Source organism: Deltaproteobacteria bacterium, assembly GCA_016178705.1.
In the GTDB taxonomy this organism is placed as follows: domain Bacteria; phylum Desulfobacterota; class Binatia; order HRBIN30; family JACQVA1; genus JACOST01.
Window position 1 is genome coordinate 229,672 of the sequence record JACOST010000031.1, and the last position, 26,984, is coordinate 256,655.

22 protein-coding genes are annotated in these 26,984 nt (G+C 63.2%); 10 read left to right on the forward strand and 12 right to left on the reverse strand.

The genetic code is table 11. The features are described 5' to 3' along the window. Window positions 1-19 precede the first annotated feature (19 nt). The 3 genes from HYR72_24200 to HYR72_24210 all read right to left on the reverse strand — a co-directional run bounded on the left by HYR72_24200 (window position 20) and on the right by HYR72_24210 (window position 2,639). A complete protein-coding gene (locus HYR72_24200) occupies window positions 20-838 on the reverse strand; it encodes a dienelactone hydrolase family protein (protein MBI1818094.1) in 819 nt (272 codons plus the stop codon). A 335-nt stretch (window positions 839-1,173) separates the two neighbouring features. After that, window positions 1,174-1,890 (reverse strand): CTP synthase, encoded by a 717-nt coding sequence (locus tag HYR72_24205; protein MBI1818095.1) that lies wholly within the window; start codon window positions 1,888-1,890, stop codon window positions 1,174-1,176. A gap of 38 nt (window positions 1,891-1,928) precedes the next feature. Beyond that, complete coding sequence (locus HYR72_24210) at window positions 1,929-2,639, reverse strand: cupin domain-containing protein (GenBank protein MBI1818096.1); 711 nt, start codon at window positions 2,637-2,639, stop codon at window positions 1,929-1,931. Window positions 2,640-3,475: 836 nt separating this feature from the next. On the opposite strand from HYR72_24210, the gene HYR72_24215 reads away from it, so the two are divergent. Then, on the forward strand, window positions 3,476-4,153 hold the full coding sequence (locus HYR72_24215) for a glutathione S-transferase family protein (protein ID MBI1818097.1): 678 nt from the start codon (window positions 3,476-3,478) through the stop codon (window positions 4,151-4,153). Here the strand turns inward: HYR72_24215 and HYR72_24220 are convergent. The 9 genes from HYR72_24220 to HYR72_24260 all read right to left on the reverse strand — a co-directional run bounded on the left by HYR72_24220 (window position 4,113) and on the right by HYR72_24260 (window position 12,343). Beyond that, window positions 4,113-4,838, reverse strand: a complete 726-nt coding sequence (locus HYR72_24220) for a class I SAM-dependent methyltransferase (protein MBI1818098.1) — start codon at window positions 4,836-4,838, stop codon at window positions 4,113-4,115. The two genes, HYR72_24215 and HYR72_24220, sit on opposite strands and share 41 nt — an antisense overlap. A 276-nt stretch (window positions 4,839-5,114) precedes the next feature. Beyond that, window positions 5,115-5,576 (reverse strand): hypothetical protein, encoded by a 462-nt coding sequence (locus tag HYR72_24225; protein ID MBI1818099.1) that lies wholly within the window; start codon window positions 5,574-5,576, stop codon window positions 5,115-5,117. A gap of 458 nt (window positions 5,577-6,034) precedes the next feature. Next, window positions 6,035-7,435, reverse strand: a complete 1,401-nt coding sequence (locus tag HYR72_24230; GenBank protein ID MBI1818100.1) for an esterase — start codon at window positions 7,433-7,435, stop codon at window positions 6,035-6,037. A gap of 70 nt (window positions 7,436-7,505) precedes the next feature. Beyond that, on the reverse strand, window positions 7,506-8,048 hold the full coding sequence (locus HYR72_24235; GenBank protein MBI1818101.1) for an MOSC domain-containing protein: 543 nt from the start codon (window positions 8,046-8,048) through the stop codon (window positions 7,506-7,508). Between the two features lie 114 nt (window positions 8,049-8,162). Then, window positions 8,163-8,864 (reverse strand): phosphotransferase, encoded by a 702-nt coding sequence (locus HYR72_24240; GenBank protein ID MBI1818102.1) that lies wholly within the window; start codon window positions 8,862-8,864, stop codon window positions 8,163-8,165. Window positions 8,865-8,963: 99 nt separating this feature from the next. Then, entirely contained in the window at window positions 8,964-9,746 is a 783-nt protein-coding gene (locus HYR72_24245) for an ABC transporter permease (GenBank protein ID MBI1818103.1), read from the reverse strand. Further along, window positions 9,743-10,684: an ATP-binding cassette domain-containing protein gene (locus HYR72_24250; GenBank protein MBI1818104.1), complete on the reverse strand. Its 942-nt coding sequence runs from the start codon at window positions 10,682-10,684 to the stop codon at window positions 9,743-9,745. The genes HYR72_24245 and HYR72_24250 overlap by 4 nt, the downstream gene beginning before the upstream one ends. A gap of 19 nt (window positions 10,685-10,703) precedes the next feature. Next, entirely contained in the window at window positions 10,704-10,997 is a 294-nt protein-coding gene (locus HYR72_24255; GenBank protein MBI1818105.1) for a DUF983 domain-containing protein, read from the reverse strand. Between the two features lie 182 nt (window positions 10,998-11,179). Further along, on the reverse strand, window positions 11,180-12,343 hold the full coding sequence (locus tag HYR72_24260; GenBank protein MBI1818106.1) for a HAMP domain-containing histidine kinase: 1,164 nt from the start codon (window positions 12,341-12,343) through the stop codon (window positions 11,180-11,182). A gap of 80 nt (window positions 12,344-12,423) precedes the next feature. Between HYR72_24260 and HYR72_24265 the strand changes: the two genes are divergently transcribed. The 9 genes from HYR72_24265 to HYR72_24305 all read left to right on the forward strand — a co-directional run bounded on the left by HYR72_24265 (window position 12,424) and on the right by HYR72_24305 (window position 26,947). Next, complete coding sequence (locus HYR72_24265) at window positions 12,424-12,813, forward strand: response regulator transcription factor (GenBank protein MBI1818107.1); 390 nt, start codon at window positions 12,424-12,426, stop codon at window positions 12,811-12,813. Between the two features lie 144 nt (window positions 12,814-12,957). Further along, the gene (locus tag HYR72_24270) at window positions 12,958-16,401 is read left to right on the forward strand and encodes a PQQ-dependent sugar dehydrogenase (GenBank protein MBI1818108.1); all 3,444 of its coding nucleotides are present in this window, start codon (window positions 12,958-12,960) and stop codon (window positions 16,399-16,401) included. 523 nt (window positions 16,402-16,924) lie between these two features. Then, window positions 16,925-18,202: a TolC family protein gene (locus tag HYR72_24275; protein ID MBI1818109.1), complete on the forward strand. Its 1,278-nt coding sequence runs from the start codon at window positions 16,925-16,927 to the stop codon at window positions 18,200-18,202. After that, window positions 18,199-19,485, forward strand: coding sequence for an efflux RND transporter periplasmic adaptor subunit (locus HYR72_24280; protein MBI1818110.1), 1,287 nt, complete (start codon window positions 18,199-18,201; stop codon window positions 19,483-19,485). Before HYR72_24275 ends, HYR72_24280 begins: the two co-directional genes overlap by 4 nt. Next, window positions 19,475-22,792, forward strand: a complete 3,318-nt coding sequence (locus HYR72_24285; GenBank protein ID MBI1818111.1) for an efflux RND transporter permease subunit — start codon at window positions 19,475-19,477, stop codon at window positions 22,790-22,792. The genes HYR72_24280 and HYR72_24285 overlap by 11 nt, the downstream gene beginning before the upstream one ends. Next, the gene (locus tag HYR72_24290; protein MBI1818112.1) at window positions 22,793-23,392 is read left to right on the forward strand and encodes a c-type cytochrome; all 600 of its coding nucleotides are present in this window, start codon (window positions 22,793-22,795) and stop codon (window positions 23,390-23,392) included. Between the two features lie 12 nt (window positions 23,393-23,404). Beyond that, window positions 23,405-23,764: a hypothetical protein gene (locus HYR72_24295; protein ID MBI1818113.1), complete on the forward strand. Its 360-nt coding sequence runs from the start codon at window positions 23,405-23,407 to the stop codon at window positions 23,762-23,764. A 364-nt stretch (window positions 23,765-24,128) separates the two neighbouring features. Continuing rightward, window positions 24,129-25,523: a TolC family protein gene (locus tag HYR72_24300; protein MBI1818114.1), complete on the forward strand. Its 1,395-nt coding sequence runs from the start codon at window positions 24,129-24,131 to the stop codon at window positions 25,521-25,523. Next, window positions 25,520-26,947 carry a copper oxidase gene (locus HYR72_24305; GenBank protein ID MBI1818115.1) on the forward strand — a complete coding sequence of 476 codons (1,428 nt, stop codon included), beginning with the start codon at window positions 25,520-25,522 and terminating at the stop codon, window positions 26,945-26,947. The genes HYR72_24300 and HYR72_24305 overlap by 4 nt, the downstream gene beginning before the upstream one ends. The last annotated feature ends 37 nt before the right edge of the window (window positions 26,948-26,984 follow it).

Here is a 26,984-nt window from a genome sequence, read left to right on the forward strand (position 1 = left end):
GGTCGCTCCGCCGAGAGAATCATGACCTCAGTCGGCGGGCAAAGAAGGCCAGGATCTCGTCGCGCGCGGCGATCGTCGGTTGGCCGGCTTCATCGATCAGGTGGGCGGTTACGACACTGTGCGGGCATCCTACCACTCGTTCGAAAAACGGGGGCGTGTCGCGGTTGGCTGCGCTGTCGGGAAGCACCCGTGCGATGAAGCGGTCACCAAGCCCCGCGGAGTAGGCGGCGAACCGCTGCGCCTTGCAGAACCGATCTCCCTCGAACCGGTAGGCCATGACGGTCAGGTCGTCCCGCTCCATGCGTCGTCGAATCGCGACGAGTTCGTCGGGAGCGATTTCCAGCCCGGCCGGGTTGTCGAGCGGTAGCGACGGCTGGGACAATACCGGCGCGAGCATCGAGGACTCGAGCATCATCGTGAGCGCGAAGTTGCCCGTGAAGCACATCCCGATCGCGCCGACGCCCGGACCGCCGCACTCCTCGTGCGCCAGCCGCGCCAGCGACCGAAGCCATTTGGTCACCGGGCTCGACTCGTTGGCGGCGAATGCGCGGAACTCGGCGCTGACGCATGCCCGTTGGAAAATGGCCGTACCCTCCTCGACGCTCGGCACGGCACCATCGCGACCGAACAGCGAAGGCATGTACACAGTGAATCCGGCATCGCGAACCCAGCGACTGAAGCGAGCCACATGCGGGCTGATGCCGGGCATCTCTGTCATGACGATCACCGCTGGTCCGACCCCGGCCACGTGCACCACCTTCGCGCTGCCGTCGAGAGTGATCTCGCGGCGATCGAAGTCTTCGAGCCGGTCGTCCTCATTCATATTCCGTTTCGGCATCGGGGTAGCTCCTTGAGTCGGGATGAGTCGATCACGGGACAATCACACGGGTCGGAATGTCCGTCGATCGTCGGGTGAACTAGCCCTGATGTGACAGAACATGGGCGGCGCGGTTGCGGTTTGCCCACACCAGTTGCGCGGTTGGGCAGGGCTTCCCGTGCATCCTTAACGTCATCGAGAATGAGGTCTTGGGAGGGCGAGGCTCCCGCCGAGCCGCCGCACCATCGCCGCGCCGGCGGCTCGCCGGAAGGCTCGCCCTCCCAAATCCGCGCACCGATCCATTGTCACATTCAGGGCTAGTTATCGTGTCGGCGGAGAAGTGCATCGCGAGATGCCTAGCGCGGTTGTCGGGTGGCATTGCTCGCACACGCATTGACGAAGGCGGTCACAAGCGGTGGCAACTGTCCCTTGAGTGCCACGCGCTCGGGCTGGAAGAGCGCGGCGACAAAGAACGGATGACCGTCCAGCTCTACGGCACGCACTTCACCTGTGGCATCGTCTGCTGTCGCACGAAGTGGCCCAGAGACGAGCACTGCCTGAAACGTTGGATTCAAGCCATAGCGACAGCGATAACCTTCAGTAGCCTCCCCGGTGCCATAGGCCTTGGCGATGCGAGAGTTGGGGAAGAAGCGCACGGTGTCTGTGACCTCTACCAGCGCGCATGCCAGTGGCGTAATGACAGGGCGAACCGCGTCGGGGGCTGTTTCGGCATGCTCGGCGTCTGCCCACCCCAGGACGTTGCGAGCGTACTCAATGACTGCGTGTTGAAACCCGCCGCACGTCCCGAGGAAGGGGCGAGCACTTTCGCGTGCGTACCGAATGGCAAGCAATGCGCCTTCCATGTTGCGATAGGGACTCGCTGGTACGCACCACAGCCCGTCGAATTCAGCGACACGCGCAACGCTTCGGAGTTCCGCAGTGGGAACCCATTGCCACTCGACCTCTATCGCGGCCGCATCAGCGGCAAGTTGCAAGGCGATCGGTATTGCCTGATGCGCGGGTACCGTCGCGTCGTAGTCGCCAATGAGGCCGATGAGAACCTTCTGTTGCATGGTGCCTTGCTTGTGGATGACACCCAACCTCGTGGCGATCAGCGGCCCGCGCCCCCCAGTGCTCGTGTCGACCCCTCGCGATTCGTGCGCGGGTCCGCTGCATCGCCTTGGGCGGCACCACGCAGAAAGCGCTCAGCATACTCAGGATAGAAGCTTCGATATCCGACAAGTCGCGCGGTGGGTGCCAAGAGAAACGACAGAGTTCCCACCACCGCCGGCGCGGGGCTTGCTGGGTATGCGTCGTACGCACGCACGAACAGCATCATCTGAAGGAAGGACGGCTTGAAGTCGAGTCCGCTCAACTGACCGAAGAAGATATCGCCGTTGCCTGGAGGCGTGATTCGGGCGATCGACCGCATTTCGACATCGCCGCGGTTGAAAGGTTGATGAGGCGTCCCGGGCGGCACGACGAGGGTTTCTCCGGCTGAGATCACCCTCTCTTCGTCGCCTACAAGTGCGGTAAGCGAGCCTGAGACGACCTCAAAGCGCTCTTCTACGCGGGGATGGATATGTGCCGCCGCTACGTACCCACCTGGAGCGATGTCGAAATGGACCTCCGCGAACTCGCCATCTGTTTCAAGCGTGCCGCGAATGAGCTCGACCCGCTCTCCGGTCGGCGTCTCGAACGCGAAGCCGGGCTTAGCGTGAGCCCACTCGGGCGGCTTCTCTTCGGGAAAGACCACATAGTGTAGCAGTGCGCCCAGTCCGAAGTAGAGAACGATGGTAGCGGCGACCGCGACTGCGATCATTCGTCGAGAGACTCGCCTTCCCTTCATGGAGCCCTCCTGTCAGCCCAACGCCTTGCCAATAGCCCGCCGGCGTGGAATGCCTCGCGACGAGTTGTGCAGCTCAAGCCGGTCGGGTTCATTGGCTGGTTAGCGGGCCCTCGCCCGCAGCTCCTCGAAGTCATGCTCTCCGAGATCGCCGCCCGCTGGCTTGAAGCTGTACAGGATACGCGGCCGGAGGTTCACTCGTACGCGCTCCAAATGTGCCACCGCGAGGTTCGCCGCTCGACTGCCGGGCGCGGCCGTGAAGTCTCGGCAGAACCACTCCCCATCCTTGTACCCGTCCGCGGCCAGCTGAATCCCCAATGGCAGATCATGAAGCCCGCAGCGAGAGACGTGCTCGCGGTCGGGCCAAGAGCCCGGCCCGACGAAGTGCCGGCAATACGCGCAGTCGAGGCCAACGGAATCCCATCTTCCAGTATGGGGGAACGTGTCGGGTACCGACATCGGTTCTTCCGTGCACGCTAACTACAATTCGGCTGCCGAACGTTGTCTGCAAAGGCCGCGAGGCTGCGCGGCCTAACATGCCGGCTCATGAGCGCCGTGATAGCGCAGAACTCGACGTTGATACAATCGCTTGAACGACGACACCTGAGATGAAGTCGCGCTGGGTTATGCCGCGCGATTTGGCGGGCTAACCCGCCGGTGACCGATCTGGCTGCGACGCACGCGTCACTTGCGTGGTCCCCGAGCGGCGCACTATTGTTCAGCGCATCCATTCCCGATTGGCCGCTGCCCTTCGTCGGCGCGGCGTGGTGGACACGCAACTTCGATCGAATCGGGGATGAGACGGAGCACACATGTCCAGCGCACGACCCAAGATCATCTATTTCAACATTCGCGGGCGCGCCGAAGTCATCCGACTCATGTTCGAGGAGCTGGGTGTTGCCTACGACGAACAGCGGCTGAATTCGGCGGAAGAGTGGCGCGCGATGAAGCCCCTGACCCCGTTCGGAGCGGTGCCGATCTACGAGGAAGGCGACCTCCGGTTTGCGCAGACCCAGGCGATCCATCGTCACATCGCGCGCACGCGCGGCCTCTATGGACAGAACGAGCGCGAGCACGTCGAGTGCGATGTCGCTGCCGAGGCGATCAGCGAGGCGATCGAAGCCCTCTGGCGGTTGTTCTGGGAGCCCGACTACAAGGACAAGCTGCAGACGTTCGCCGCCGGGCCGTTGTCTGACAGCCTGCTGAACCTCGAGCGCTGGTTCACGCGCGCTTCGCCCGCGCCGAGGTACTGGGTTGGAGACGGCCTGACCTATGCCGACTTCTTCGCGTACCATTTTCTGGACGAAGTGGACGCCCTGTTCCCGGCGGCGCTCGCGGCCCGACCGCTGCTGAAGGGATTCCATGCTGCGTTCGAGGCTCGGCCGCGGATCGCCGCATACATCGCCTCGGGTCGCCGGCCGGTGGTGTTCGGGATCAAAATCGATGGGTTCAAATTCGACCCGCGCTTGCCACGGACGAGACGCAAATGAGTTGGTACCGTGGCGAGTTCGCGCTCGGACGCGAATCTGAATCCCACCAGACCATGTCGGTGACCGGCTCAAGTCCGGCCCGCCGTGACAGGTCACGGATCTCGTCAGGCTGGTACACGTCGAACTGGATGTCATCGACGCGGCCGCTGTCATAGCGGATCTCATGAAGGCATCGACTACCGCGCATCCATCGCCGGACTGAGACCGCACCGCGATCCGCTTCGCCGGCTCGTTCATTCTGCCGGAGCCAATCCGGATGGTACAGATCGAAGACGACTTTGCCGCCGGGCCGAAGCACCTTCGCGACGCCGGTCAGCGTTTCCAAATCCGCACCTCTCCCGACGAAGCCCAAGCTGTTCCACATGAAAAGCGCTGCGTCGAACTCCCAGCGCATGCGACCAATATGCTGCTGATCGAGCGCCACGTAACGAGGTCCAGGCGCGCGACTCTTGGCAGAGAGAAGGGCCTCGACGCTGATGTCGAGACCGGTCACGGTGTAGCCGAGTGACGATAAAGGGCCAGTGATGCGGCCAATGCCGCAACCGATATCGAGGATGCGCGCGTGCTGTTCGAGCGGGAGGATGGCGGCAAGCGCGTTGATCTCCACCGCAACGATCGCGGTGGGTACTGTCGCTGCAAACGTCTCGAACCATTCAGTCGAGTACATGATGCTCGTCAGCGGCATCGCTCATCTGGTCGGCCGAACGCAGGCATCAGCCGCGCGCATCTTTTCACGCGTCGGTCTGTGTACGGAGAACGTATGAAAACTCGCTCACGGTGATGTAGTAAGCACCCTAGAAGTTCCGCTGCAAGAGGCGAGGTAGTGATGGCGTCCGTGGAGGGAGTGGAACGAACCTAGTCGCACTTGTTTCCGCTGGCGCTGGATGAGCACATCACGGTGGAGAATCCGGTCCGCCTTGGCGATGCGTTCGCGAAGGGCGGGCTTGTTGGACGGCGGTGCTTAAACGATCCGGATGCTGAACTGCGCGCGAACGTCGCAAAGAGGGCTATCAAGATACCTCTCGTGGTCCTGCCATGACCACTTCTCTGACAGCCGGCGGCTACGCCACATGATGCGGATGACATCTGGGAAGCAGCGCACCAATTCGATCGCGATCCGGAGGTAACCAGTCTGCGTGAAGATTTGGTTCACCTGCGGGAGCCTGAAGTATTCGAGGTATCCCCGCAACCCGACCGTTGTTGCGAAGATCGTCCATGAATCGATCAAAGTCTCTCCGCGAATGGTGGTGTCGCATCCGAATACTACGTGAGCTGCGTCATGCTCGCGGAAGAGCCTGGCTGCGTGTGCAGGCATTCGCTCGGGCGCGAGCAATCCCGGGTTGCGGGCGTAGTACTCCACCAGCCCCTCGTTTAGGGTCTGCGGCGACTCCTGGCAGGTGTACTTGAGGCTGACGATGGCCATCGCTTCCCTTCGGTGTTCAACGACTGGGCGTTGAGCTGCGCGCCGACTCCAGTTCTCGTAGAACTATTCGGTTCGTGCGTGTCACCCGCCCGAAACGCCTCTGCCCAACCTGAACGCGGCCGCCGCGCCGCGCGGACACCAGACGATTGCCCTCCGCTTCAATCGTCACCTCTTCGCTCAATCCGGTCTGCCCAAGAAGCGGTTTGGGAATCCGAATCCCCTTCGAATCACCGATGCGAACGATCCGAGCCTTCATCCCTGGTGATACCTCCGGAGGCGTGGATACTCCGTAGGCACACTAGAATAGGCGGCGCAAACCTCAAGTGCCGGCACAGAAAAGCAGCGTGATCAGCGCTGACGGAGTCATCGTGGATGCGGCGCCGAGCGGCGCCATGTTGCTCCAGGACAGACAGCGGCGCAGCGCGGCCGTGCCGTCGGTGAGCTGCGACATCACCCTGTTACGGCGAACCTTCGGACGCTTGGTTTCGCATGTGCTCCACTTGTTTCGGCGTCTGAGTCGAAAGCAAGATGATCTGTGTGACGAACTCGATCACGCGCGGATCGGCGATGTCGTTGTGGTTCTTGATCAGACGCTCGTCGACCCGCACCAGCAGGTAGGGGTTCCTGCCGGCGGACTCCGGGGTACGCTCGAGGACCAGCAATTCCTTCTTTTCCGACAAATCCTCCACGAACAGAATCTTGCTCCCCGCCTCATCGTGAGCCCAGCTGCGAGCCGTTCCCGCAAGCGAGTTCACGCTGGCGTCGACAGTCAGCTCCTTGATCTCTCCGCGCGCACGTTTGTCGGCCGGATAAAGCCAGTGCGTCTGATACGGCATGAAATGTCCCAGTGCCGTCACGTTGGCCGCCTGTTCACTGATGGTCTCGTCGCGCTTGGTCGTGCCGTTGTATCGTTTGCGATTACTCGTGTGCTCGAAGAGGGTTGAAAACCAGCGTCCGATCGGAAACGCGCAGCCGGTTGCCGCATCCGCTTCGGAGGTCAACTCTAGAAGGACGGGCAGTTGGGTGGTCGGATATGTCCCCCGCTCCGTCGCCATGTTGCTCAGCGGCGCAAACAGCAATGCTTCGAAGGCGGGATTGATCAGGACGACGAGATTGCCAAAGCCCGGGACTTCAGCTTGATTCGCGGCAGGACCGACCGGGCGGACGAAGCGATCTTCGAGAATTTGCACCAGCGCGGCATTGACCACCGCTCCGCCGAAGCTGTGCCCGACGATGACCAAGCGCGTGTCACTCGCGCCACCGGCCATGCTGTCTCTCGTCACTTTCACCGATTCGAGTCGCGTCACAATCTCGGTGACGCCGCCGGTTCCGACCTTCTGGGCGGTGTTCTTACGATCCCAGAAGGTCAGGTCCTCGATGAGCGGCAACGGTATCGAGCCGCCGCGCCAGCCGATGTAGATGCCGGCGACGCGGCGTGCGGGTACCCCGCTGACCTTATGGTACGACTCGGTCTCGGCCAGCTTGGCGAGGACCTTGCGAAAGGTCTTGATGTTACCGTCATCGGGTGCGGCGCTGTGCTTCCAGCCGTGCACGAAGACGACCATCAGCAGGTCGCTGGTGCCGCTCTCTGTCGACAACTCGTCGAGCACCGCTTGCATCTGATCGCGGTCGTGCAACTGACCCTGATCGTCGATCTCGATGAAGCCAAGAAGATAGCTGGCGTCTCGCCCGGCGGGGATGTCCTGCAGCGCGTGCTTTTCGTCGTCCTTCGAAAGGCATGCGGTGGGGCTCACCAAAAGATTGTAGTTCGTTCGATACCGGCAATACGGCGCACACGCCGTAACGCCGAAACACAAGAAGACAACTGTCCAGACCGCACTAACACGCGCCATCGTCATGTTGGCCCCTCCCGGTGAGTGCCCATCCCATGATGGAGCGAGAGAAATCAAGCGCGCGATCTAGGCCCCTCTACACGCGCTCAAGAGTTCTGTGCGGCTCAGCCGGTAGTCTGACGTTAACCGGCGCACCGAGGTGCACCGTGCCGCTTGCCACAACAATACCCATGACGCCGGCTTTGCGCATGAGCGTTCCATCGACAGCGCGATCCAGTACGGCGGACATCAGCCCAGATTGGAAGTGGTCGAGCTGAATGCATGGATTGCGCAGGCCTGTGAGTACGACGATCGCGGAGGGGCCAATGTGAAGCGCCGAGCCAACGGGCAACGCCAGCAAGTCCACGCCACGTGTGGTGATGTTCTCGCCGAGCTGCCCGGGTGCGACTGCAAAGCCCCTCTGCTTCAGTTCCTCGAAGAGCTCGCTATGGATGAGATGGACTTGGCGCAGGTTCGGTTGGGTTGGATCCTGGGCAACACGAGACCGGTGCTTGACGGTGACTCCGCAATGCGCGTCGCCCTCGATCCCGAGACCAGCAAGCAGCGTGATCTGCGAGACCACGCTCTTGGAGAAGGAGTGAGTAGGACTCGAACCAACCGCGATGACGCGACCTTGCATGAGCAACCTAACGAGCTTGCGGCTCAGGCGCGGCGGCGCCCTGGCATCATGCTCTGATCTTGGACACGCCCAATTGCTTCAATCACGCTCGCGCCAGCGCCCGCAGCCTTCGAGTTAGACCGTGGGTGCATTCACTGCTCGCGTCAACTCGGCAAGATGTTGTTCCACCCATGCTCGACACCTCTGCGCCCATCGCTTCGTTGCCGACGGTGTGTTGGGTCGCCGAGACAGTTCTGTTTGGGCGTCGAGCACGGCCGGCAAGGAGTCCGCAACTTCAATCGCGCCGTACGCGAGAAAGAACTCCGCGATGCGCCTCCCTTGCGAGTGCGGCGCCAAGTTTGACCTTCCGATATCGAGCCACAACCAAGCTGCGTACCCCACGTCGTCACGGCGACGACCCGGACGAGCCGCATCGAAATCGATGAAGGCAACCGGTCGCCCATCAACGAAGACGCAGTTGCATGGACTCGCGTCACCGTGACAAACGACTTCGCACCCCTCCCTCAACTGATAGTCGGTAGTGGCGTCATGCAGTTCACGCAAAAGGAGCGCGGCGCTGACGAGCTGTGACCGCGTAAATTCTCCGAGCTCATTGGGAACCTCCCCCGGCAGATAGGAAAGGATCTCGCGGCCCGAAGAATCAACGCCTAGAAAGCGCGGCGCACCCGCAAAACCCCTCCCCTCCAAGTGGCCGAGCAGGGAATGGACGAACGCCGACTGCGAACTCATCGGACGGCGCACGGTGTCTCCGATCCGGACGACTTCGGCAGTCGTCCGTCCACCCCTCAGCAGTGTCTCTTCTTCGGCCACGGTCATACAGCTAATTACAATTGGGTTACCGAGAGGAAAAGGCAGACACTGCATCCAACCCGCGGGCGGGTCGCCCGCGCTACTCCAGTTGCGGACGCGAACGGCTCACGTTGCGGCGCGGCGGGCCATGCGGGTGGCGCCCCAGAGCGTGACGGCGCAGAAGAGGACAGTGATCAGCAGCGACGGGATCATCGTCGGTACGGCACCGACCGCGGCCGCGTTGCTCCAGTACAGACAGCGACGCAGTGCGGCCATGCCGTAGGTAAGCGGATTGAGTTGCATCAACCAACTCAGTGGGGCAGGGGCGCCACTCGCCGGAAAGAACGCGCCCGATAGCAGCCAGATCGGAATCAGAATCAGATTCATGATCGCGTGAAACCCCTGCGTCGACTCCATCCGCCAGGCAATGATCAGCCCGAGACAGGTCAGGCTGAGCGACACGATCAGCATCACCGCAACGCTGGCGAGGACCGACACGAGCGACAGCGGAATTCCGATCAGTGGCGCCAGGGCGAGCAGCAACACGCCTTGCCCCACCGCGAGCGTGGTGCCACCGAACGCTTGGCCAAGTACGATCGCCCACCGCGGTACCGGCGCGACAAGCACCCCTTGGAGAAATCCTTCGCGGCGGTCTTCTACGGTCGAGATGGTCGCGAAGATTGCCGTGAAGAGCAGCACCAGCGCGAGCGTTCCGGGATAGAAGTAGGCGACGTAGCTGGTGCCCTCCGGTGCGCCGGCGGGACGGAACGACGCATTGAGTCCGCCACCAAGCAGCAACCAGAACACCAGCGGCTGCATCAACGCGCCGGTGACGCGACTGCGCTGCCGCACGAAGCGCACGATCTCGCGACGCCACAGCGTGTAGACGGGTAGCAGCAGAGCGCTCATGCGTCGGCTCCGCCGTCGGCCCAGAAGCGATGCCCCGTCCGATGAATGAACACGTCTTCCAGCGTCGGCTTGCCGTAGGTCACCAACGTCACGTCGGATGGAAAGGCCTCGACGACATCGCGCACGAACTCGTGACCGCGCGGCCGTTCCACTCGCAAGGTTCCGTCGATCAACGTCGCCTCGCAGCCAAAGCGCTCGCGAATCTTGCGGCGCAGCCCTTCGGCGTTCGCCGACTGCATCACCACCACGTCGCCGCCGACTTCGTTCTTCAGCTCTGCCGGCGCGCCGACGCTCACCAACTTGCCTTGGTGCAGGATCGCGATGCGATCGCCGCGCTCCGCTTCTTCCATGTAGTGCGTCGTCAGCACGATAGTCACGCCATCCTGGTCGCGGAGTTGTCGCAAGTACTGGGTGAAGTCGCGGCGCGCACCGGGATCAAGTCCGGTGCTGGGCTCGTCGAGCAGCAGCAAACGCGGCCGATGCAGCAACGCCTTCGCCAGTTCGGTGCGACGCTGTAAACCGCCTGACAACGTGTCGACATAGTCGCGCGCGCGCTCCGCTAGGCCGAGGCGCTGCAACAGCACGTCGGCGCGCTGGCGCAAGGTCGCGCCGCTCATTCCATACAGATGCCCGTGCGCGAACAAGTTCTCCATCACAGTGAGCTTGCCGTCGAGACTCGGGTGTTGGAACACGACGCCAAGGTGACGCCGCGCGGCGTCCGGCGCTTGCGCTACGTCATCGCCGAACAGCCGTGCGCGGCCCTCACACGCAGGCATCAATGTCGAGAGAATCTTGAACAGCGTGGTCTTGCCGCCCCCGTTTGGGCCGAGCAGGGCAAAGATTTCACCTGCGGCAACGGAGAAGCTCACATCATCGAGTGCGACGCGCTCGCCGTAGACATGGCGCAAGTGCTCAACTTCGATTGCAACGACAGGCATGATGGACCGGGAGGAGGTTTCAGACGGCACGCCGGTGAATGACGTGCAACGACGGCGGCTCGGGGCTGAACAGGAAATCGATCGCCAACCATAGACTCTTCGAATAGCGGAAGAACCACAGCGGGAAACCGATGCAGAATGCCGACCACAGCACGAGCTGACTGTTGAGGGAGATGCTGGTGTAGGCATCGAGCAGGAAGAAGCCTGCGATACTCAACACCGCCGTCGCCGCGTAGTTGATGTAAATCGCCCCGATGAAGTAGCCCGGTTCGCGTTCGAACTTGAGGGCGCAACTGCCGCAGGTCTCGTGCATCGCAAATGCACCGCAAAACAAAGTCGCAGCGCCGCAGCGCGGGCAGCGCAAGCGCAGGCCGCGGGCGAGAGCCCGACCGATACGGCGAAGAAGCGGGTGTGCGGTGGGCATGTGTCGAACCAGCGAGCGGCATCCTGCCATACGGAGCCGTCGCGCGGTAGCCCCCTCGCGTGTGCAGTTGCCTACGCTGATGCGCCAGAGGACGCGGTCTGCGGCAGCGTCAGGCGGAAGCAGGCGCCCTCGCCGGGGGTGCTCTCGACAGTGATGGTGCCGCCCAGCAACGCGGTCAACCGGCGTACGACGTGGAGGCCGATGCCGTACCCATCGGGCGCAAGGGTAGCGGCGTGACCGCGATCGAGTAGATCGAAGATCGCCTGCAGGTCTTCCGGGGCGATGCCGGGACCGTAGTCGCGCACGACGATCTCGAGACTGCCGGGTTGCGGCATGCCGACCGCCAGCCGAACGCTCGCACCGCCACCGTGTCGAACCGAGTTGCGCAGGATGTTGCCGAGGATTTGCTTGAGCTTCACGCGATCGCTGCGCAGCGGAGGAAGATCAGGCGCCGTACTGCAGGCAATTGTGACATCGGGGTGCGGAACGCCCTGCACGACCTCATCGAGTAGGGCCGCGAGATCGATCCGTTCAACTCGAACCGTGACGCGACCGGCGTCGAGACGCGACAGATCGAGCATCCCCGTCAACAGCCAGTGCAGTTCGTCGGTCTCGCGAATCAGATCGGTCAGCACGCGCTCCTGTTCACCGGTGACCGCCCCGAACTCTCCCGCCCGTAGCAACTCCAGGTAACCGAACAAGTGCGCCAAGGGCGCACGCAGCTCGTGCGACACGGTAGTGACCCGCTCGAACGTGCGCTGCAGATACTCCTCGCGCGCGTCACTGTAGGCGCGGCCGACCAACATCATGAGCTGCGCGGTCAACTTGGCGTAGGCGAGCACGAGCCGTTCACTGTTATCGCCGAGCCGCTCGCTGATGACAGCCAGACTGATGCGCGCCGAAGTGTACAAGCCCGCTAACGAGACGCGGGTTGCCGGGGCGCGCTCGAGGTCGACCTCAATCAATTGCCGATTGAGTTGATAGAAGGCCGAGTAGAGGCCGTCCCAATCGCCGAGTTGAATCTGTTCGAGCACCAGCGATAGAAAGCGCTCGTTGAGGCGTGCGAGATCGTCAACTGAAATCTCCGCACCGACTTGATCGGGAACGATGGCAACGAGTCGGTGCGCCCACTCAGCGCCGATCTCGCCGCGGGTCTCCCAGAGGCGTTCCGCCAACTCCTGCAACGCTGCGTGGTCGGCACCGGACAACGCGTCAGCTTCGAATCTGAGATCCATGGGTATGTGCGCGATCCCTTCCGATGGCACCACTGTCAGTGCTAGGCTTGAGCCCAGAGTACTTCCGCAAGCCAGTCACCATGAAACCGATTCGGATCCTGATTGTCGACGACGACGCCCGCTTTCTAACATTCCTCAGTCGCACGCTCAAACGCGCGGGCTTTGAGGTGGTGACGGCGAGCGATGGATGTGAAGTACCCGAACTGATCGCGCGCGTCGCGATCGACGTTCTGGTGTTGGACCTGCAAATGCCCGGCATGAATGGCTTTGAAGTGCTGCGCAGCTTGCGCGAGGCATTGCCGACGCAACTGCGTGGCGGCGGTCAGCGCCCGAAGGTGATCGTGGTCAGCGGTCGCGACGAAGAGGATACGTCGGACTTCGCCCGCCACCTCGGAGCAGATGCCTACCTGACCAAGCCGTTGGCTGGCGTTCAGCTGGTCAGTGCGGTGCGCGGCGTACTGGCGAACTGAGCCGCGGTTGTGCGCGGCAAGTGCCAGGGAGTCTGCGCAGCGGAATCTAGCTTGGGACAGCGGAGCGCGGATGGTATCCTGTCTACCATGATCCGCGTAGCCCCTCGGCGCACTGTGCGCGCCGCATTCGCAAGTATCGCAGTCGTGATGATGTTCGGAAGCGCGCCGCGCGAGGCGTTTGCGACCTGGAACGTCGGCAACACGTCGCAGGCGGGACAGTGGACGATCTATGGACGCACCGGCGATGGCGCCGGACTCGGCTTGCCGGTGGCCAGCGGCGACCTCAACGGTGACGGCAAGCGCGATGTCATCCTGACACCGATGAACGCCGACAGCGGTCCCGGCCGCACTCGCAGCCGTGCCGGTGAGGCGGCGCTAGTCCTCAGCTCAGGCTCGATCGCTGGCGAGCTGGATTTGGCGACGCTCAATCCTGCGAGTCTGCCCAGCAATGTGACGTTGATCTACGGCGCCGACGCGCTCGACTTCCTCGGTACGGAAGTATTTTCCGGCGATCTCAACGGTGACGGCTTCGACGATGTGCTTCTCGGGGCGCAGCAGGGCGACGGCGCCGGCAACGGGCGCGCGGGTTCGGGCGAAGTGGCCATTGTGTGGGGTAGCGCATCTATTGGCGGCCGCGTGATCGACTTGGGAGCGCTCGCTCAAGACGATCCAGTAACGATGATCTACGGCGCCGCCGCCGGTGATCGTCTCGGAGTGTGGGTCAGTGCGGGGGACTTCGACGGCGACGGCGTCGCCGACGCCGTGTTGGGCGCGGATCAAGGCAATGGCCCGAGCGGCCTGCGTCCGCATGCGGGACACACCTATGTCGTCTACGGAGGGACTGCGCTGCGGGCAGCGACGAGCGTCGACTTGGCGATGCCTGCCGTGACGGTCACCACTGTTTATGGGATCGATCCCGAGGACCACAGCGGCTGCACAGTGCGCGCCGCGGATTTGAACGGCGACGGCGCCGCGGAGTTGCTGATCGGTGCGGGATTGAATCGACTCTCGGCGTCGGTCGATGGCGCCGGCAACGGGAGCGGCCATGCGATTGCGGGTGGCGATGGGCCGACCAACATGCGTTCCAATGCGGGCGAGGCGTACATAGTCTACGGACAGACGAGCACGCGCCCGGCCACCATTGATCTCGCGTCGCCGCCAGCGAGCACGGTGTTCATCTACGGCGTCGATGCTGGCGATTCGTATGGCGAAGAGATTGGCGCCGGCAACTTCGCGGGCCACACCGATGGTTACCGCGATCTGCTGGTCGGTGCGCTCACTGCTGACGGCCCAAGCAACTTGCGGAACAACGCCGGCGAGGTTGCGCTGATCGTCGGCGGCGCAAGCCTCGCCGGCAGTGTGATCGATTTGGCCAGCCCGCCGTCGAACGTGACCTTCTTCTACGGTGCAAACGCGGTCGACATCGCGGGCGATACGGCGATGTTTGCCGACATCGACCAGGACGGCAAAGACGATCTCATCATCAGCAGTCCGCTCGCCGACCCTGGCAGTCGCACCAATGCCGGGTCGATCGCCATATTCTTCGGCACCAGCAGCGCGCTACCTGCGAGCGTCGATCTGGCGAGCCCACCGGTCGGCCTGACGCCGTTCATCATCGAAGGCAACAGCGTCGGCGATATCCTCGCATACAGCGGCGCCAAGGGTGATGTTGATGGCGACGGGTATCCGGACTTGATCTTCAACGGCATGGGCGCCGATGGCTTCAACGATCTGCTCAACGGGGCCGGCGATGTCTACGTGCTGAGCGGCCGCAAGCTGAGTCAGGCGGCAGGCCGCCTTCCGGCCGATACGCCGACGATTACGCCAACCGAAGCGACTCCGACCCCGGGTGACACGCCGACGCGGACTGAATCGCCAACCATCACGCAAACCCCGACCATCACCCGCACGGTCACCATCACCCGCACAGTGACGATCACGCGCACGCGTACGCGGCGACCCACGATCACGCGTACCCCGACGATTACACGCACGCCCACGCGTACTCTTCGGCCGACCGCCACGCGGACGCGCACGCGGACGCGCACGATCACGCGTACACCCACGATCACGCCCACGCCCACGATCACGCCGACGCCGACCATCCCCCCGACGCCGACCATCACGCGGACGGTGACCAAGACGCGGACCCGCACGCGCACGCGCACCCCGACCGTCACGCCAACCCCTAGCAATACGCCGCGGCCGACCGCGACGATCACGACCACGCGCACGCGGACTCGCACGCGGACCAAGACACCGACGATTACGGCGACGCCCACGAAGACGGGGACCCGCACGCGCACGGGGACGCGGACACGAACCGAAACGCCGACCGCCACGTCCACCAGCACGCCAACACCGCCGCCGATTTGCGGCAATGGTGTGGCCGAAGGCCTCGAGCAGTGCGACGATGGCAATCTCATCGACGGCGATGGCTGCAGCTCGACTTGTACGGTCGAGGCCGGCGGAAGTTTGTGTACCGGGGTTCCGACCCACAGCGGGACTAGTCTACACACGGAGCTGGTGGCTGCGGGTCTATCGAGCCCGCTGTTCGTCACCGCGCCGCCGGGCGATGTGGGTCGCATCTTCATCGTCCAGCAAACCGGCGAGATTCGGATCGTGAAACTCGGCGTACTGCTCGGTGGCAACTTCATCGACCTGAGCGGCAAAGTGGCCTGCTGTGGCGAGCAGGGTCTGCTCAGCCTGGCCTTCCACCCGCAGTACGCCAGCAACGGCCGTTTCTACGTCGACTACACCGATACCAGCGGCAATACGGTCGTGTCGTGGTTCCAAGTATCAGCCGATCCCGATGTCGCCCTGACCACTGAACACGTGATCCTCACGCAGGCCCAACCGTTCTCGAATCACAATGGCGGGCAGTTGCAATTCGGAACCGATGGCTTCCTGTACATCGGGTTCGGCGACGGCGGCTCCGGCGGCGATCCCCTCGGCAACGGACAGAAGACGTCCACCTGGCTCGGCAAGATTCTGCGCGTCGACGTGAACGGCACTTCGACGTACAACATCCCACCGTCGAATCCGTTTGTCGGTGCCGGCAACCCGCTCGATGAAATCTGGGCGCGCGGTGTGCGCAACCCGTGGCGCTTCAGCTTCGACCGCGGCACCGGTGATCTGTACGTCGGCGACGTCGGCCAGGACGCCTTCGAAGAAGTCGACTTCCAACCGCACACGAGCGCTGGTGGTGAGAACTACGGCTGGAACATCATGGAAGGCACGCACTGTTTCAGCCCGTCGTCGGGCTGCAACCAGACCGGGCTGACGCTGCCGGTGCTCGACTACTCGCACGGCTTCGGCTGCGCAGTCACCGGTGGCTACGTCTATCGCGGCTGCGCGCTGCCGGACGTGCGCGGGCGCTATTTCTACAGTGACTTCTGCACCGCGTTCGTTAAGAGTTTCGTGATCAACGGCGGGACGGTTACCGACCAGCGCGACCACACCGTGGAGCTGGCGCCGGGCAACGGTCTCTCGATCGACTCGATTTCGTCGTATGGTGAGGACGCGCGCGGAGAGGTCTACATCTGCGACCTCGGCGGCGAAGTGTTCAAGATCGTCGCTGGTCCGTGAGGCGTGCGCCCGCGCAGCGACGGAAATCACCTTGACAGATTGGCCTGTCGACCCTAAGCTTGGCGCGCAATGGGTCGACGGGTTCTCACACTGCTGCTCGCTCTTGCGATCGCGCTGCCAGGTCTCCTGGTGTGCCCTCGCGGTGTGCTTGCGTGTAGCAAGCTGATGCCGCAGCGGGCGTCGCATCCGTGCTGCCGTGAGCGCAGCTCGCTGAGCGCGGCCGATTGCTGTCAGCGTCAGGCCGGCCAATCAACGCAAGTCGTTGTGACCGGTCGCTCTCAACCCAGCGACACATCGCTCAAGGCCCTGCCGATTACGACCTATCTACACGTTGAAGCGTCTCGCCCGGCGTCTTCGGCCCGCAATCTTTTCTACCTCAACCGCGGCGAGTCACCGCCCGGTTCGCTTCTCACTCATCACACCGCATTGCTCCTTTGATCCGCTAGCCGGCAACCGTTTGGTTTCCGTCTAGTGGAGGTACTCCCGTGCCCGCGACGCGCGGCGGGAGGCGGAAGGAGGAGCTATGCGTCGCATACGAACCGTCGTGATCTTCGTGGGCACGGTCACGATGTGGGTTGCGCCCTACTGCTGGGGTGACGAACCGTTGGGCGATCCGCTCACGTTGGAGACATTGATCGCATACGCGCGGACGCACAATCCTGAGATCCGCTCGGCCGAAAGCCATTGGCGCGCCGCCCTTGCGCGGCCGGCGCAAGCCGGGGCCCTGCCGGATCCCATGGCCGACATCGGCTACCACAACGAGGGCTTCGACGGCTTTCCGTTAGGCAGCAGCGATTTCACATTCCTGCGCTTCGGCGCCAGCCAGGAGGTCCCCTTTCCGGGCAAGCTCGGCCTGCGGCGTGACATCGCCAGTCGCAGCGCGGACGAGGCACAGGAATCCTTCCGGCGCGTGGAACTCGATGTCGTCAGCCGTCTGAAGGTTGCGTATGCGGAGTACGCGCACCTGCAGGAGTTGTTGCATCTGCTCGATCGCAACAAGACGCTACTGGAGCAGTTCGCGCGCACGGCGGAGTCGAAATACGCTGTCGGTGAAGGCATCCAACAGGATGTCTTGAAAGCGCAAGTCGAGTCGTCGTTGCTGCTCGATCGCGAGACGACGCTCGATCAACGCCGCCAGAGTGAGACGGCGCAGCTCAATGCGCTGCTCGATCGCGCGCCCTGGGAGCCGCTGGGTGTGGCCGAGCACCCGACGGTGAAGTCGCTGACACTGTCACTGGATCAACTCACCGACGCGGCGCACGCGCACGCGCCTGATTTGAAGATGGCCGAGTTTCGCCTCGCCGGCGGGGAAGCGGCGGTGGCGCTCGCGCACCGCGAGTATCTACCCGATTTCGTCCTGCGCGCCGAATACATGCAGAAGGCGGCGCTGCTGCCCGAATGGGAAGTCGGAGTCGGCATCAAGCTGCCGTTGTACTTTGCGACCAAGCAGCGCAACGGCGTGACCGAGGCCGCAGCTACGCTCTCGGAAGCGCGCAGTATGCGCGACGCGGCGCTGCGTAGTCTCGACTTCCGTGTCAAGGATTTGTTCCTCCGCGCGCACGCGTCCGAGCGGCTCATCGCGCTCTACCATACCACCGTAATCCCGCAGGCCCGCCTCGCGCTGGATTCCGCGACGCAGGCGTACGCGGTGGGCAAAGTCGACTTTCTCACCCTGCTCAACAGTTTCACCGTCATGCTGGAGTACGAGATGCGCTACCACGAAGAGCTGGCGAACTTTCAGAAGGCGATCGCCGAACTCGAAGCCACGATTGGCGAGCCGCTCAGCGAGGTGGCCCTATGACTCGCGGCACGATGTTCTCGAAGGCAATCCTGCTGCTGGTGACGAGTGTGGTCGTGGGGTGCAATCAGTCCACCCCGCCAATGCCAAGCGAGCACCAACACGCTGCAGCGACGGCCGAGCGCCCGGAGCAAACGATCCTGTATTGGTACGATCCGATGCATCCACATGTCCGCTCCGACAAGCCCGGGCCGTCACCTGATCAATGCGGCATGGACCTAGTGCCAATGTACGCCGACGAGGGCGGTACAGTCGACGCGGCGCCGGGCGGCATTCACATCTCCTCCGCTCGCCAGCAACTCACCGGCGTGCGTACCGCAACGGTGGAGCGCCGCACGCTGACCAAGGACATCCGCACCGTCGGGCTTGTCACCGCCGACGAAACGCGCGTGCGCAAAATTCAGAGCAAGGTCGCCGGCTGGATAGAGAAGCTCTACGTGAACTTCACCGGACAAGCGGTCGCGCGCAACGAACCGATCGTGGCGATCTACAGCCCCGATCTGGTTTCCACGCAGGCGGAGTATCTGCTCGCGCTGCGCGGCCATGAGGAGCTGCACCACAGCCCGTTTCCGCAAGCGGTTGATAGCGCGAAGACCTTGCTCGAAGCGACCAGGCGCAGGCTGCTGCTGTGGGACATTACGCCGCAACAGATCAAGGCGTTGGAAGAGAGCGGCCAGCCGAGCCGGTCGGTCACGTTGCATTCGCCGATCAGCGGCTACGTCACCATGAAGGACGTTTTCGAAGGGCGCTACGTCATGCCCGGCATGGAGTTATACACGGTGACCGACCTGGGGCGAGTGTGGGTGCTGCTCGACGTCTACCAGTACGAAATTGCGTTGGTACGGGTCGGCGAACCCGTGACGCTGACGCTGAGCTACTTCCCGGGCGAGAAGCTCTCGGGCACGGTGAGCTACATCTCCCCGTACCTCGACGAGAAAACGCGCACCAACAAGGTCCGCGTCGAACTCGACAACGTCGACGGGCGACTCAAACCCGAGATGTATGCAACGGCGGAGATTCGTGTGCCGTTGGCCGATCGGCTGGCGGTGCCGGAGGACGCGGTGATCGACTCGGGCAGCGAGCAGATCGTGTTTGAGGCCAGCGGCGAAGGCCACTTCGAGCCTCGCCCGGTACGGCTTGGCCAACGGGCAGAAGGCTACGTCGAAGTGCTCGATGGTGTGCATGAGGGCGAACAGGTAGTGGTCGCCGCGAATTTCATGGTCGACTCCGAGAGCCGCCTCAAGTCCGCACTCAACGCGATGTCGGAGCATCAACATGGCCAGTAGTGGCGGCGGAGCGGAGCGTTCAACTCTCATCAATCGAGTCATCGACTACTGCGCGCACAATCGTTTCACCGTGTTTCTCTTCGTCGCCGCAGCGGTGGCGGCCGGCCTGTGGTCGATGCAGAACCTGCCGCTTGACGCGATCCCGGATCTGTCCGACACGCAGGTGATCATCTACTCGCGCTGGGATCGCAGTCCGGACGTCATCGAGGATCAGGTGACGTATCCCATCGTCACCGCGCTGCTCGGCGCCCCAAAGGTGCAAGCCATCCGCGGCTTCTCCGACTTCGGCTACTCCTACGTGTACATCATCTTCGAGGACGGCACGGATGTGTACTGGGCGCGCTCGCGCACGCTCGAGTATCTCAGCAAGATTCTCCCCAAGCTGCCCGAGGGTGTGCAGACGGAGCTCGGGCCCGACGCCACCGGTCTCGGCTGGGTCTTCCAGTACGCCCTCGTCGATCCCACCGGCAAGCATGACCTCGCCGAGCTGCGCAGCTTTCAGGACTGGTACCTGCGCTACTACTTGCAGAGCGTACCCGGTGTCGCGGAAGTCGCGCCGATCGGCGGCTTCGTCCGCCAGTATCAGGTCAACGTCGATCCCAACGCGCTGCTCGCATACAAGCTGCCGCTGGAGAAGGTCGTCGAGGCCATCCGCCAGGGCAACAACGATGTCGGTGGCCGGCTGGTTGAGCTGAGCGGGCGCGAGTACATGGTGCGTGGGCGGGGCTACGCGCGCTCGACGAAAGATCTCGAGCAGATCGTCGTGGGTAACGACGAGCGCAGCGGAACGCCGGTGCTCATCAAGGACATCGGCCACGTCGAGTTAGGCCCGGACATTCGGCGGGGTGTCGCCGACCTGGATGGGAACGGCGACGTGGTCGGCGGCATTGTCATCATGCGCTACGGCGAGAATGCGCTGCACGTCATCGACCGCGTCAAAGCGAAGCTGAAAGAGATCGAACCGGGGCTGCCCGCCGGGGTGAAGCTGGTGACCACCTACGACCGGGCCGAGCTGATCAACCGCTCCATCGACACGCTCAAGCGCACGCTGACCGAGGAACTGGTGATCGTCAGCATCGTCATCCTGATCTTCCTCTGGCACATCCCGAGCGCGATCATCCCGATCTTCACCATCCCGATCGCCGTCATCATCTCGTTCATCCCGATGTACCAGATGCACATCACCGCCAACATCATGTCGCTCGGCGGTATCGCCGTGGCCATCGGCGCGATGGTTGACGCGTCCATCGTCGTCGTCGAGCAGACCCATAAGAAGTTGGAGCTGTGGGAGGCGGACGGGCGCCACGGCGACTATCAGCAAGTGATCATCAATGCGGTGAAGGAAGTCGGCGGCCCGAGCTTCTTCTCGCTGCTGGTGATCGCGGTGTCGTTTATGCCGGTGTTCGCGCTCGAAGCGCAGGAGGGGCGGTTGTTCAAACCGCTCGCGTTCACCAAGAACTTCTCGATGATCATCGCCGCCGTACTGGCGATCACACTCGATCCCGCTCTGCGGCTGCTGTTCACTCACATGCGCAATTTCGATTTCCGCCCGCGTTGGCTGGCGCGCGTGGCCAATGCGGTGTTGGTCGGCAAGATCCACAGTGAAGACAACCACCCGATCAGCCGGCCGCTGATGCGGCTCTATCACCCGGTGGTCGAGTTCGCGCTGCGCCGTCGGTGGCTTGTGGTGGCGGCCGCTGCGCTCGTCATTGTGGCGACGATTCCGGCGTACCAGCGGCTCGGGTCGGAATTCATGCCGCCGCTCAACGAGGGGGCGCTGTTGTATATGCCGACCACGTTGCCGGGCATCTCGATCACCGAAGCGGCCCGTATGCTGCAAGTTCAGGATCGCGTGCTGGGGACTTTCCCCGAGGTCGAACGAGTGTTCGGCAAGATCGGCCGGGCTGATACGTCTACCGATCCCGCGCCGTTCTCGATGGTGGAAACCACCGTGCTCTTGAAGCCCGAAGATCAGTGGCGCGAGCAGCCGCGCTGGTACTCATCGTGGGCGCCCGACTGGTTGAAGGCAGTCTTGCGTCATGTCTGGGCCGATCACGTCGGGTGGCAAGAATTGGTGTATGGGCCGGGCGGGCTGAACGAGGCGCTGCAGTTTCCCGGCTGGACCAATGCGTGGACGATGCCGATCAAGAACCGAATCGACATGCTGTCGACCGGTGTCCGCACGCCCATCGGCATCAAGGTCTTGGGCGCCGACGTCAAGACCATTCAGCGCCTGGGCGAGCAGATCGAACAAGCTATGAAGGGCGTCCCCGGCACCACCAGCGTATTCGCCGAACGGACGGCGGGTGGATTTTTCCTCGACTTCGACCTGCGCCGCGAAGAGCTCGCGCGCTACGGGCTCAGCGTCGCTGCGGTGCAAGACGTGATCATGTCTGCCGTCGGTGGCGAGAATGTCACGCGGACCATCGAGGGTCGCGAGCGCTATCCTGTCAGCGTGCGCTATGAACGCGCCTACCGTGATGACCTCGAAAGCCTCGGCCGCGTGCTGGTGCCGACGATGGACGGCGCGCAGATCCCACTGACGCAGTTGGCTGACATCCGGTTGGCCGAGGGACCGGGAATGATCCGCAACGAGAACGGTCTGCTGTCCGGCTATGTCTACGTCGACATGGCCGGCCGTGACATCGGCAGCTACGTCGAGGATGCGAAGCAAGCCGTGCGCGAGCGCGTGCAACTGCCGACCGGTTACTCGCTGGTATGGAGTGGTCAGTATGAAAACATGGTGCGAGTGCGGGAGCGCCTCGCGACCGTCGTTCCGATCACGCTCTTCATCATTGTTCTGCTGTTACACCTGAACACTGGGTCGTGGGTGAAGACGCTCATTATTCTCCTAGCGGTGCCATTTTCGGCCGTTGGTGCGATCTGGTTCCTCTACCTGCTGGGCTACAACCTGAGCATTGCGGTCTGGGTTGGTTTGATCGCGTTGATGGGCGTCGACGCCGAGACCGGTGTGTTCATGCTGCTCTACCTTGAGCTCGCGTACGACGAGGCGAAGGCCAAGGGACTGCTGCGCAGTTGGGACGACCTGCGCGCGGCGATCGTGCACGGAGCTGTCAAGCGGCTGCGGCCCAAGGTCATGACGGTGGGCGTGATGTTCATGGGGCTGTTGCCGATCATGTGGTCGACCGGCACCGGCGCCGACGTCATGAAGCGCATCGCGGCGCCGATGGTCGGCGGCATCTTCACGTCGTTCGTGATGGAGCTGGTCGTGTACCCCGCGATCTACGCGATCTGGAAGTGGGGCTGGGAGGTGAAGCCGGCTTTGGAACGGGCGGAGGGAGGCTGAATGCACAGGTTCACAGAGCCGGCGCTGCTGATCACTCTGATCGCGATGACGACCTTGGCCGCGGCGGCTGGGTTGCTGATGAGACACGGCTTCAGCGCTCGGGCTGAGCCCTGGTCGGGGGAGGCATTCATTGCACGCCACTTGCGCCGGCTAGCAATTCCGGCCGGCGCGCGGACTAGCGCGAATCCGATTCCGGAAGCCGCGGAAGTCATCGTCGAGGCCCGCGCGCACTTCGCCGATCATTGCGCGACCTGCCATGCCAACAACGGTAGTGGTGAAACGGCGATCGGTCGCAGTCTCTATCCCAAGGCCCCCGACATGAGGGAGCCCCTCACTCAGTCTCTCTCGGATGGCGAACTCTTCTACATCATCCACAACGGCATTCGCTTTACTGGCATGCCCGCGTGGGGAGCTGAAGACCCTAAGAGTGATCTCGACAGTTGGAAGCTGGTGCACTTCATTCGGCGGCTCCCGAAACTGACCGCCGAAGAGATCGACGAGATGAAGAACCTGAATCCCAAGAGCGTTCACGAGATCGAAGAGGAAAACGACATCAAGCGATTCCTCTCCGGGGAAGAGGTCCAAGCACATCATCACTGAAGGAGAAAGAGGATGAAGAGTTCCACAATCTTGATGACGTTGGTGGCGGGGCTGCTCAGTTGCAGCGTGGCCCTGGCGCACGAAGGCCAGACGCACATCATGGGCAAGATACGCAGCTTGAACCACACCGAGCTGATGGTCGCCACACCCGACGGAGCGACGGTCTCCATAAGGGTGAACGACCGGACTGGCTACGAAGACGCCAGCGGTAAACCGACCGACGCCAGGCCCGAGGTAGGCAACCGGGTGGTAGTCGATGTGACCGGAGAACGCGACAGCCTGACCGCGACCCAGATCCGTTTCTCGACCGCCAATGCACACGGGGAGCAAGAAACTCCTTCGCATCAGCACGACCCGGAGACGAAGCCGTGAACCGAATCGTGGCGTACACAATCCTGTTAGTGGCGCTGGGCGGATGCACCGCCCATAGAGAGGTGGCGCCGCTGACGCCAAACCACCCAGCTAGCCCCGAGGCTGCCGAAGCACCTGCCTTGCCCGCCTCGGAGACTCTTCGCGTGGAGAGCAAGACAGCTCCGCCCGACGAAAACGACGCGGCCGCGACGCGACACCACAATCCCGGTGCTGCAAAGCCCGCCTATAGCTGTCCGATGCACTCCGAGATCACCTCGGCCACAGCGGGTCGCTGCCCAAAGTGCGGCATGAACCTCACGTTGAAGGCACCATGACCCAGCGTCAATTTGTTTGGGTCGGATTGTTCGGAGTCTACCTCGCTTTGGTGAACGCTGGTTGCACCGCAGTCGCGAAGGACGCCGGATTCAGCGAGGTGCAGAAGGCGATGGCCGGGCGGCTTGATCAGCGCGTTGAGTGGAACCGCAACACAGCGGAAGACGCGGCCGTCTCCGAGGCGGTGCGACAGATGCTGCAAACCGAGCTGGGCGTCGATGAGACGCTCCAGATCGCACTGTTGAACAATCGGAATTTGCAAGCAACCTACGAGGATCTGGGCATCGCCCAGGCCGATCTGGTTCAAGCAGGCCTGCTTCGCAACCCGATCCTGAGCTTCGAGCGACGATTTTCGGGGCAGGCAGCAGAGTTCGATGCGGTGCAAGATTTTGTAGAGGCGCTGCTGATCCCTCTGCGCAAGCGGGTGGCAGGGGCGGCGTTCGAGTTGGCGAAGTTGCGCGTGGCCGGCGTGGTGGTCAGCTTTGCCGTCGACGTGAGAGCGGCGTTCTACCGGCTGCAGGGCGCGGAGCAGATGCTCGCGATGCGTCGCGCCGTCGTCGACAGCACCGAAGCGTCGGCTGAGCTGTCGCGACGTTTGCGCGTAGCGGGCAACATCACAGAGCTGGCCTTGCGCATGGAAGAGCGCCTGGCGAGCCAAGCCCGGCTGGACCTCGCCACCGCCGACGAAGACGTGGTTGAACTCCACGAGCGGCTGAACGTCTTGATGGGTTTATGGGGTTCCGACACCGCGTGGACCCTTGCGCGAGGACTGCCGGACCTGCCTGCACGTGAACCCTCTGCTCAAGGCCTGGAGTCTCAGGCGGTCGCGCAGCGCCTCGACATGGCTGCCGCAAGACAGGACATCATCGCGGCGGCAGAGCGACTGGGGCTCACGAGCATCTCGCGCCTTGTGCCCGGTGGCAGTGTGGGCTTCCACTACGAGCACGAGCCCGATCCCTTCTTCTCGATTGGCCCGAGTCTGCACTGGGTGCTGCCGATCTTCGATTGGGGGCAGGGCGCGGTGCCGCGCGACCGTGCTGTACTTCGCCAAAGCCAGCAACGCTACATCGCGCTGGCGATCGAAGCTCGCTCGCAGGTTCGCGCTGCCTACAGCCGGATGCGGACGGCGCGCGACCGAGCTGAGTTTTACCGGCAAATGGTCTTGCCGCTGCAAGGTGACATCCTGCGGCAGGCGCAACTCCAGTACAACGCGATGATCTTGGGGCCGCTGCAACTGTTGCAGGCGAAGCAGGGCGAGATCGACACTGGGCGCGACTACATTGAGGCGCAGCGGGACTACTGGGTGACCCGCACGGAGCTGGAGCGGGCGCTTGGCGGGCGTTTCGATAACGCTATGGCCAACGCTGAGGTCCCTCCTGCAACGCTGTTCAACGGCTCGGCGAAGGGCGGTGCACACATCCACACGGACACGGAGGTCGATCAATGAAGGCGACGACGACGGGGATCGCGCGGCGGGATTTCATTATCGCGGGCGCCGCGGCGACGGGCGGCGCGCTGCTGCTCGGAACAATCACGGAGGCGCGCGCCATCAGCGAAGTCGCGCCGCCGCTTGATAGAATCGGAAGCAGTACGCCGGGGGCTGGCGAGGCACCGGCGATCTCGCCTCAGCCCGGAATGCCTGGCGAGCATTACACGCCGGTCACCGTGCCGAGTGGGCGGGCGCTGCCGTGGAAGATCGTGAACGGGGTCAAGGTGTACCATTTGATTGCTGAAGAGACGGAGCACGAGTTCGCACCGGGGTTGAAGGCGACATGCTGGGGCTACAACGGTGCCGTCCCCGGTCCCGTGATCGAAGCCGTCGAAGGTGACCGCGTGCGCATCTACGTAACCAATCGTTTGCCGGCCGCGACCACCGTGCACTGGCACGGGGTGTTGCTCCCCAGCGGCATGGACGGCGTTGGCGGGCTCAGCCAACGAGTCATCCAACCCGGCGAGACCTTCAAGTACGAGTTCACACTCCGTCAACACGGGATGCTGATGTATCACTCGCACCATGATGAAATGACACAGATCGGTCTCGGCATGACCGGCGCGTTCGTCATTCACCCGCGCCAGTGGCGGGATCCACCAGTCGATCGAGACTTCGTCATCATGCTGCATGAATGGCGCATCGACGTCGACACCCGTCGACCCAATCCGAACGAGATGACCGACTTCAACATACTGACCATGAACGGGCGGGCCTTCCCCGGAACGGAACCGTTGGTGGCGAAGGCCGGCGACCGTGTCCGGATTCGGATCGGGAATTTGAGTCCGATGAGTCATCACCCGATTCATCTGCATGGCCACCGCTTCCGGATCGTGGAGACCGACGGCGGACCGATCTCTGAGGCGGCTCAGTGGCCGGAGACGACCGTGCTTGTGAACGTGGGCAGCACGCGAACGATCGAGTTCATCGCCACGGTGGGGGATTGGGCTCTGCACTGCCACATGACCCACCACGTCATGAACCAGATGGGGCACCAGTTTCCCAATATGATCGGCGTTAAGCCCGGTGATCTAGACGAGAAGGTCCGGCACCTCCTGCCCGAGTACATGAGCATGGGTGAGAGCGGCATGGCCGACATGGCCACGATGGGTATGAGCGTGCCGGTGAATTCCATTCCGATGGTGGGCGGTGCCGGGCCGTTCGACTACATCACCATGGGCGGGATGTTCACGATCCTTAAAGTGCGCGAGCAGTTGGTGAGCGACACCCGGGATCCAGGCTGGTACGACAGCCCGCCCGGCACCGTGGCTGATCGCGCCACGGAGGCTGAATTGCGCGCCGATGGTATCAAGGTCGTGGGGAGCAGTGGCGACCACGCAATGTCGCACGGGTCGGGGGGGAGGCATGCACACGCGCGGTAGCTTGCCGGGATGTGCTCTCATCGCCGTCGTGGACATC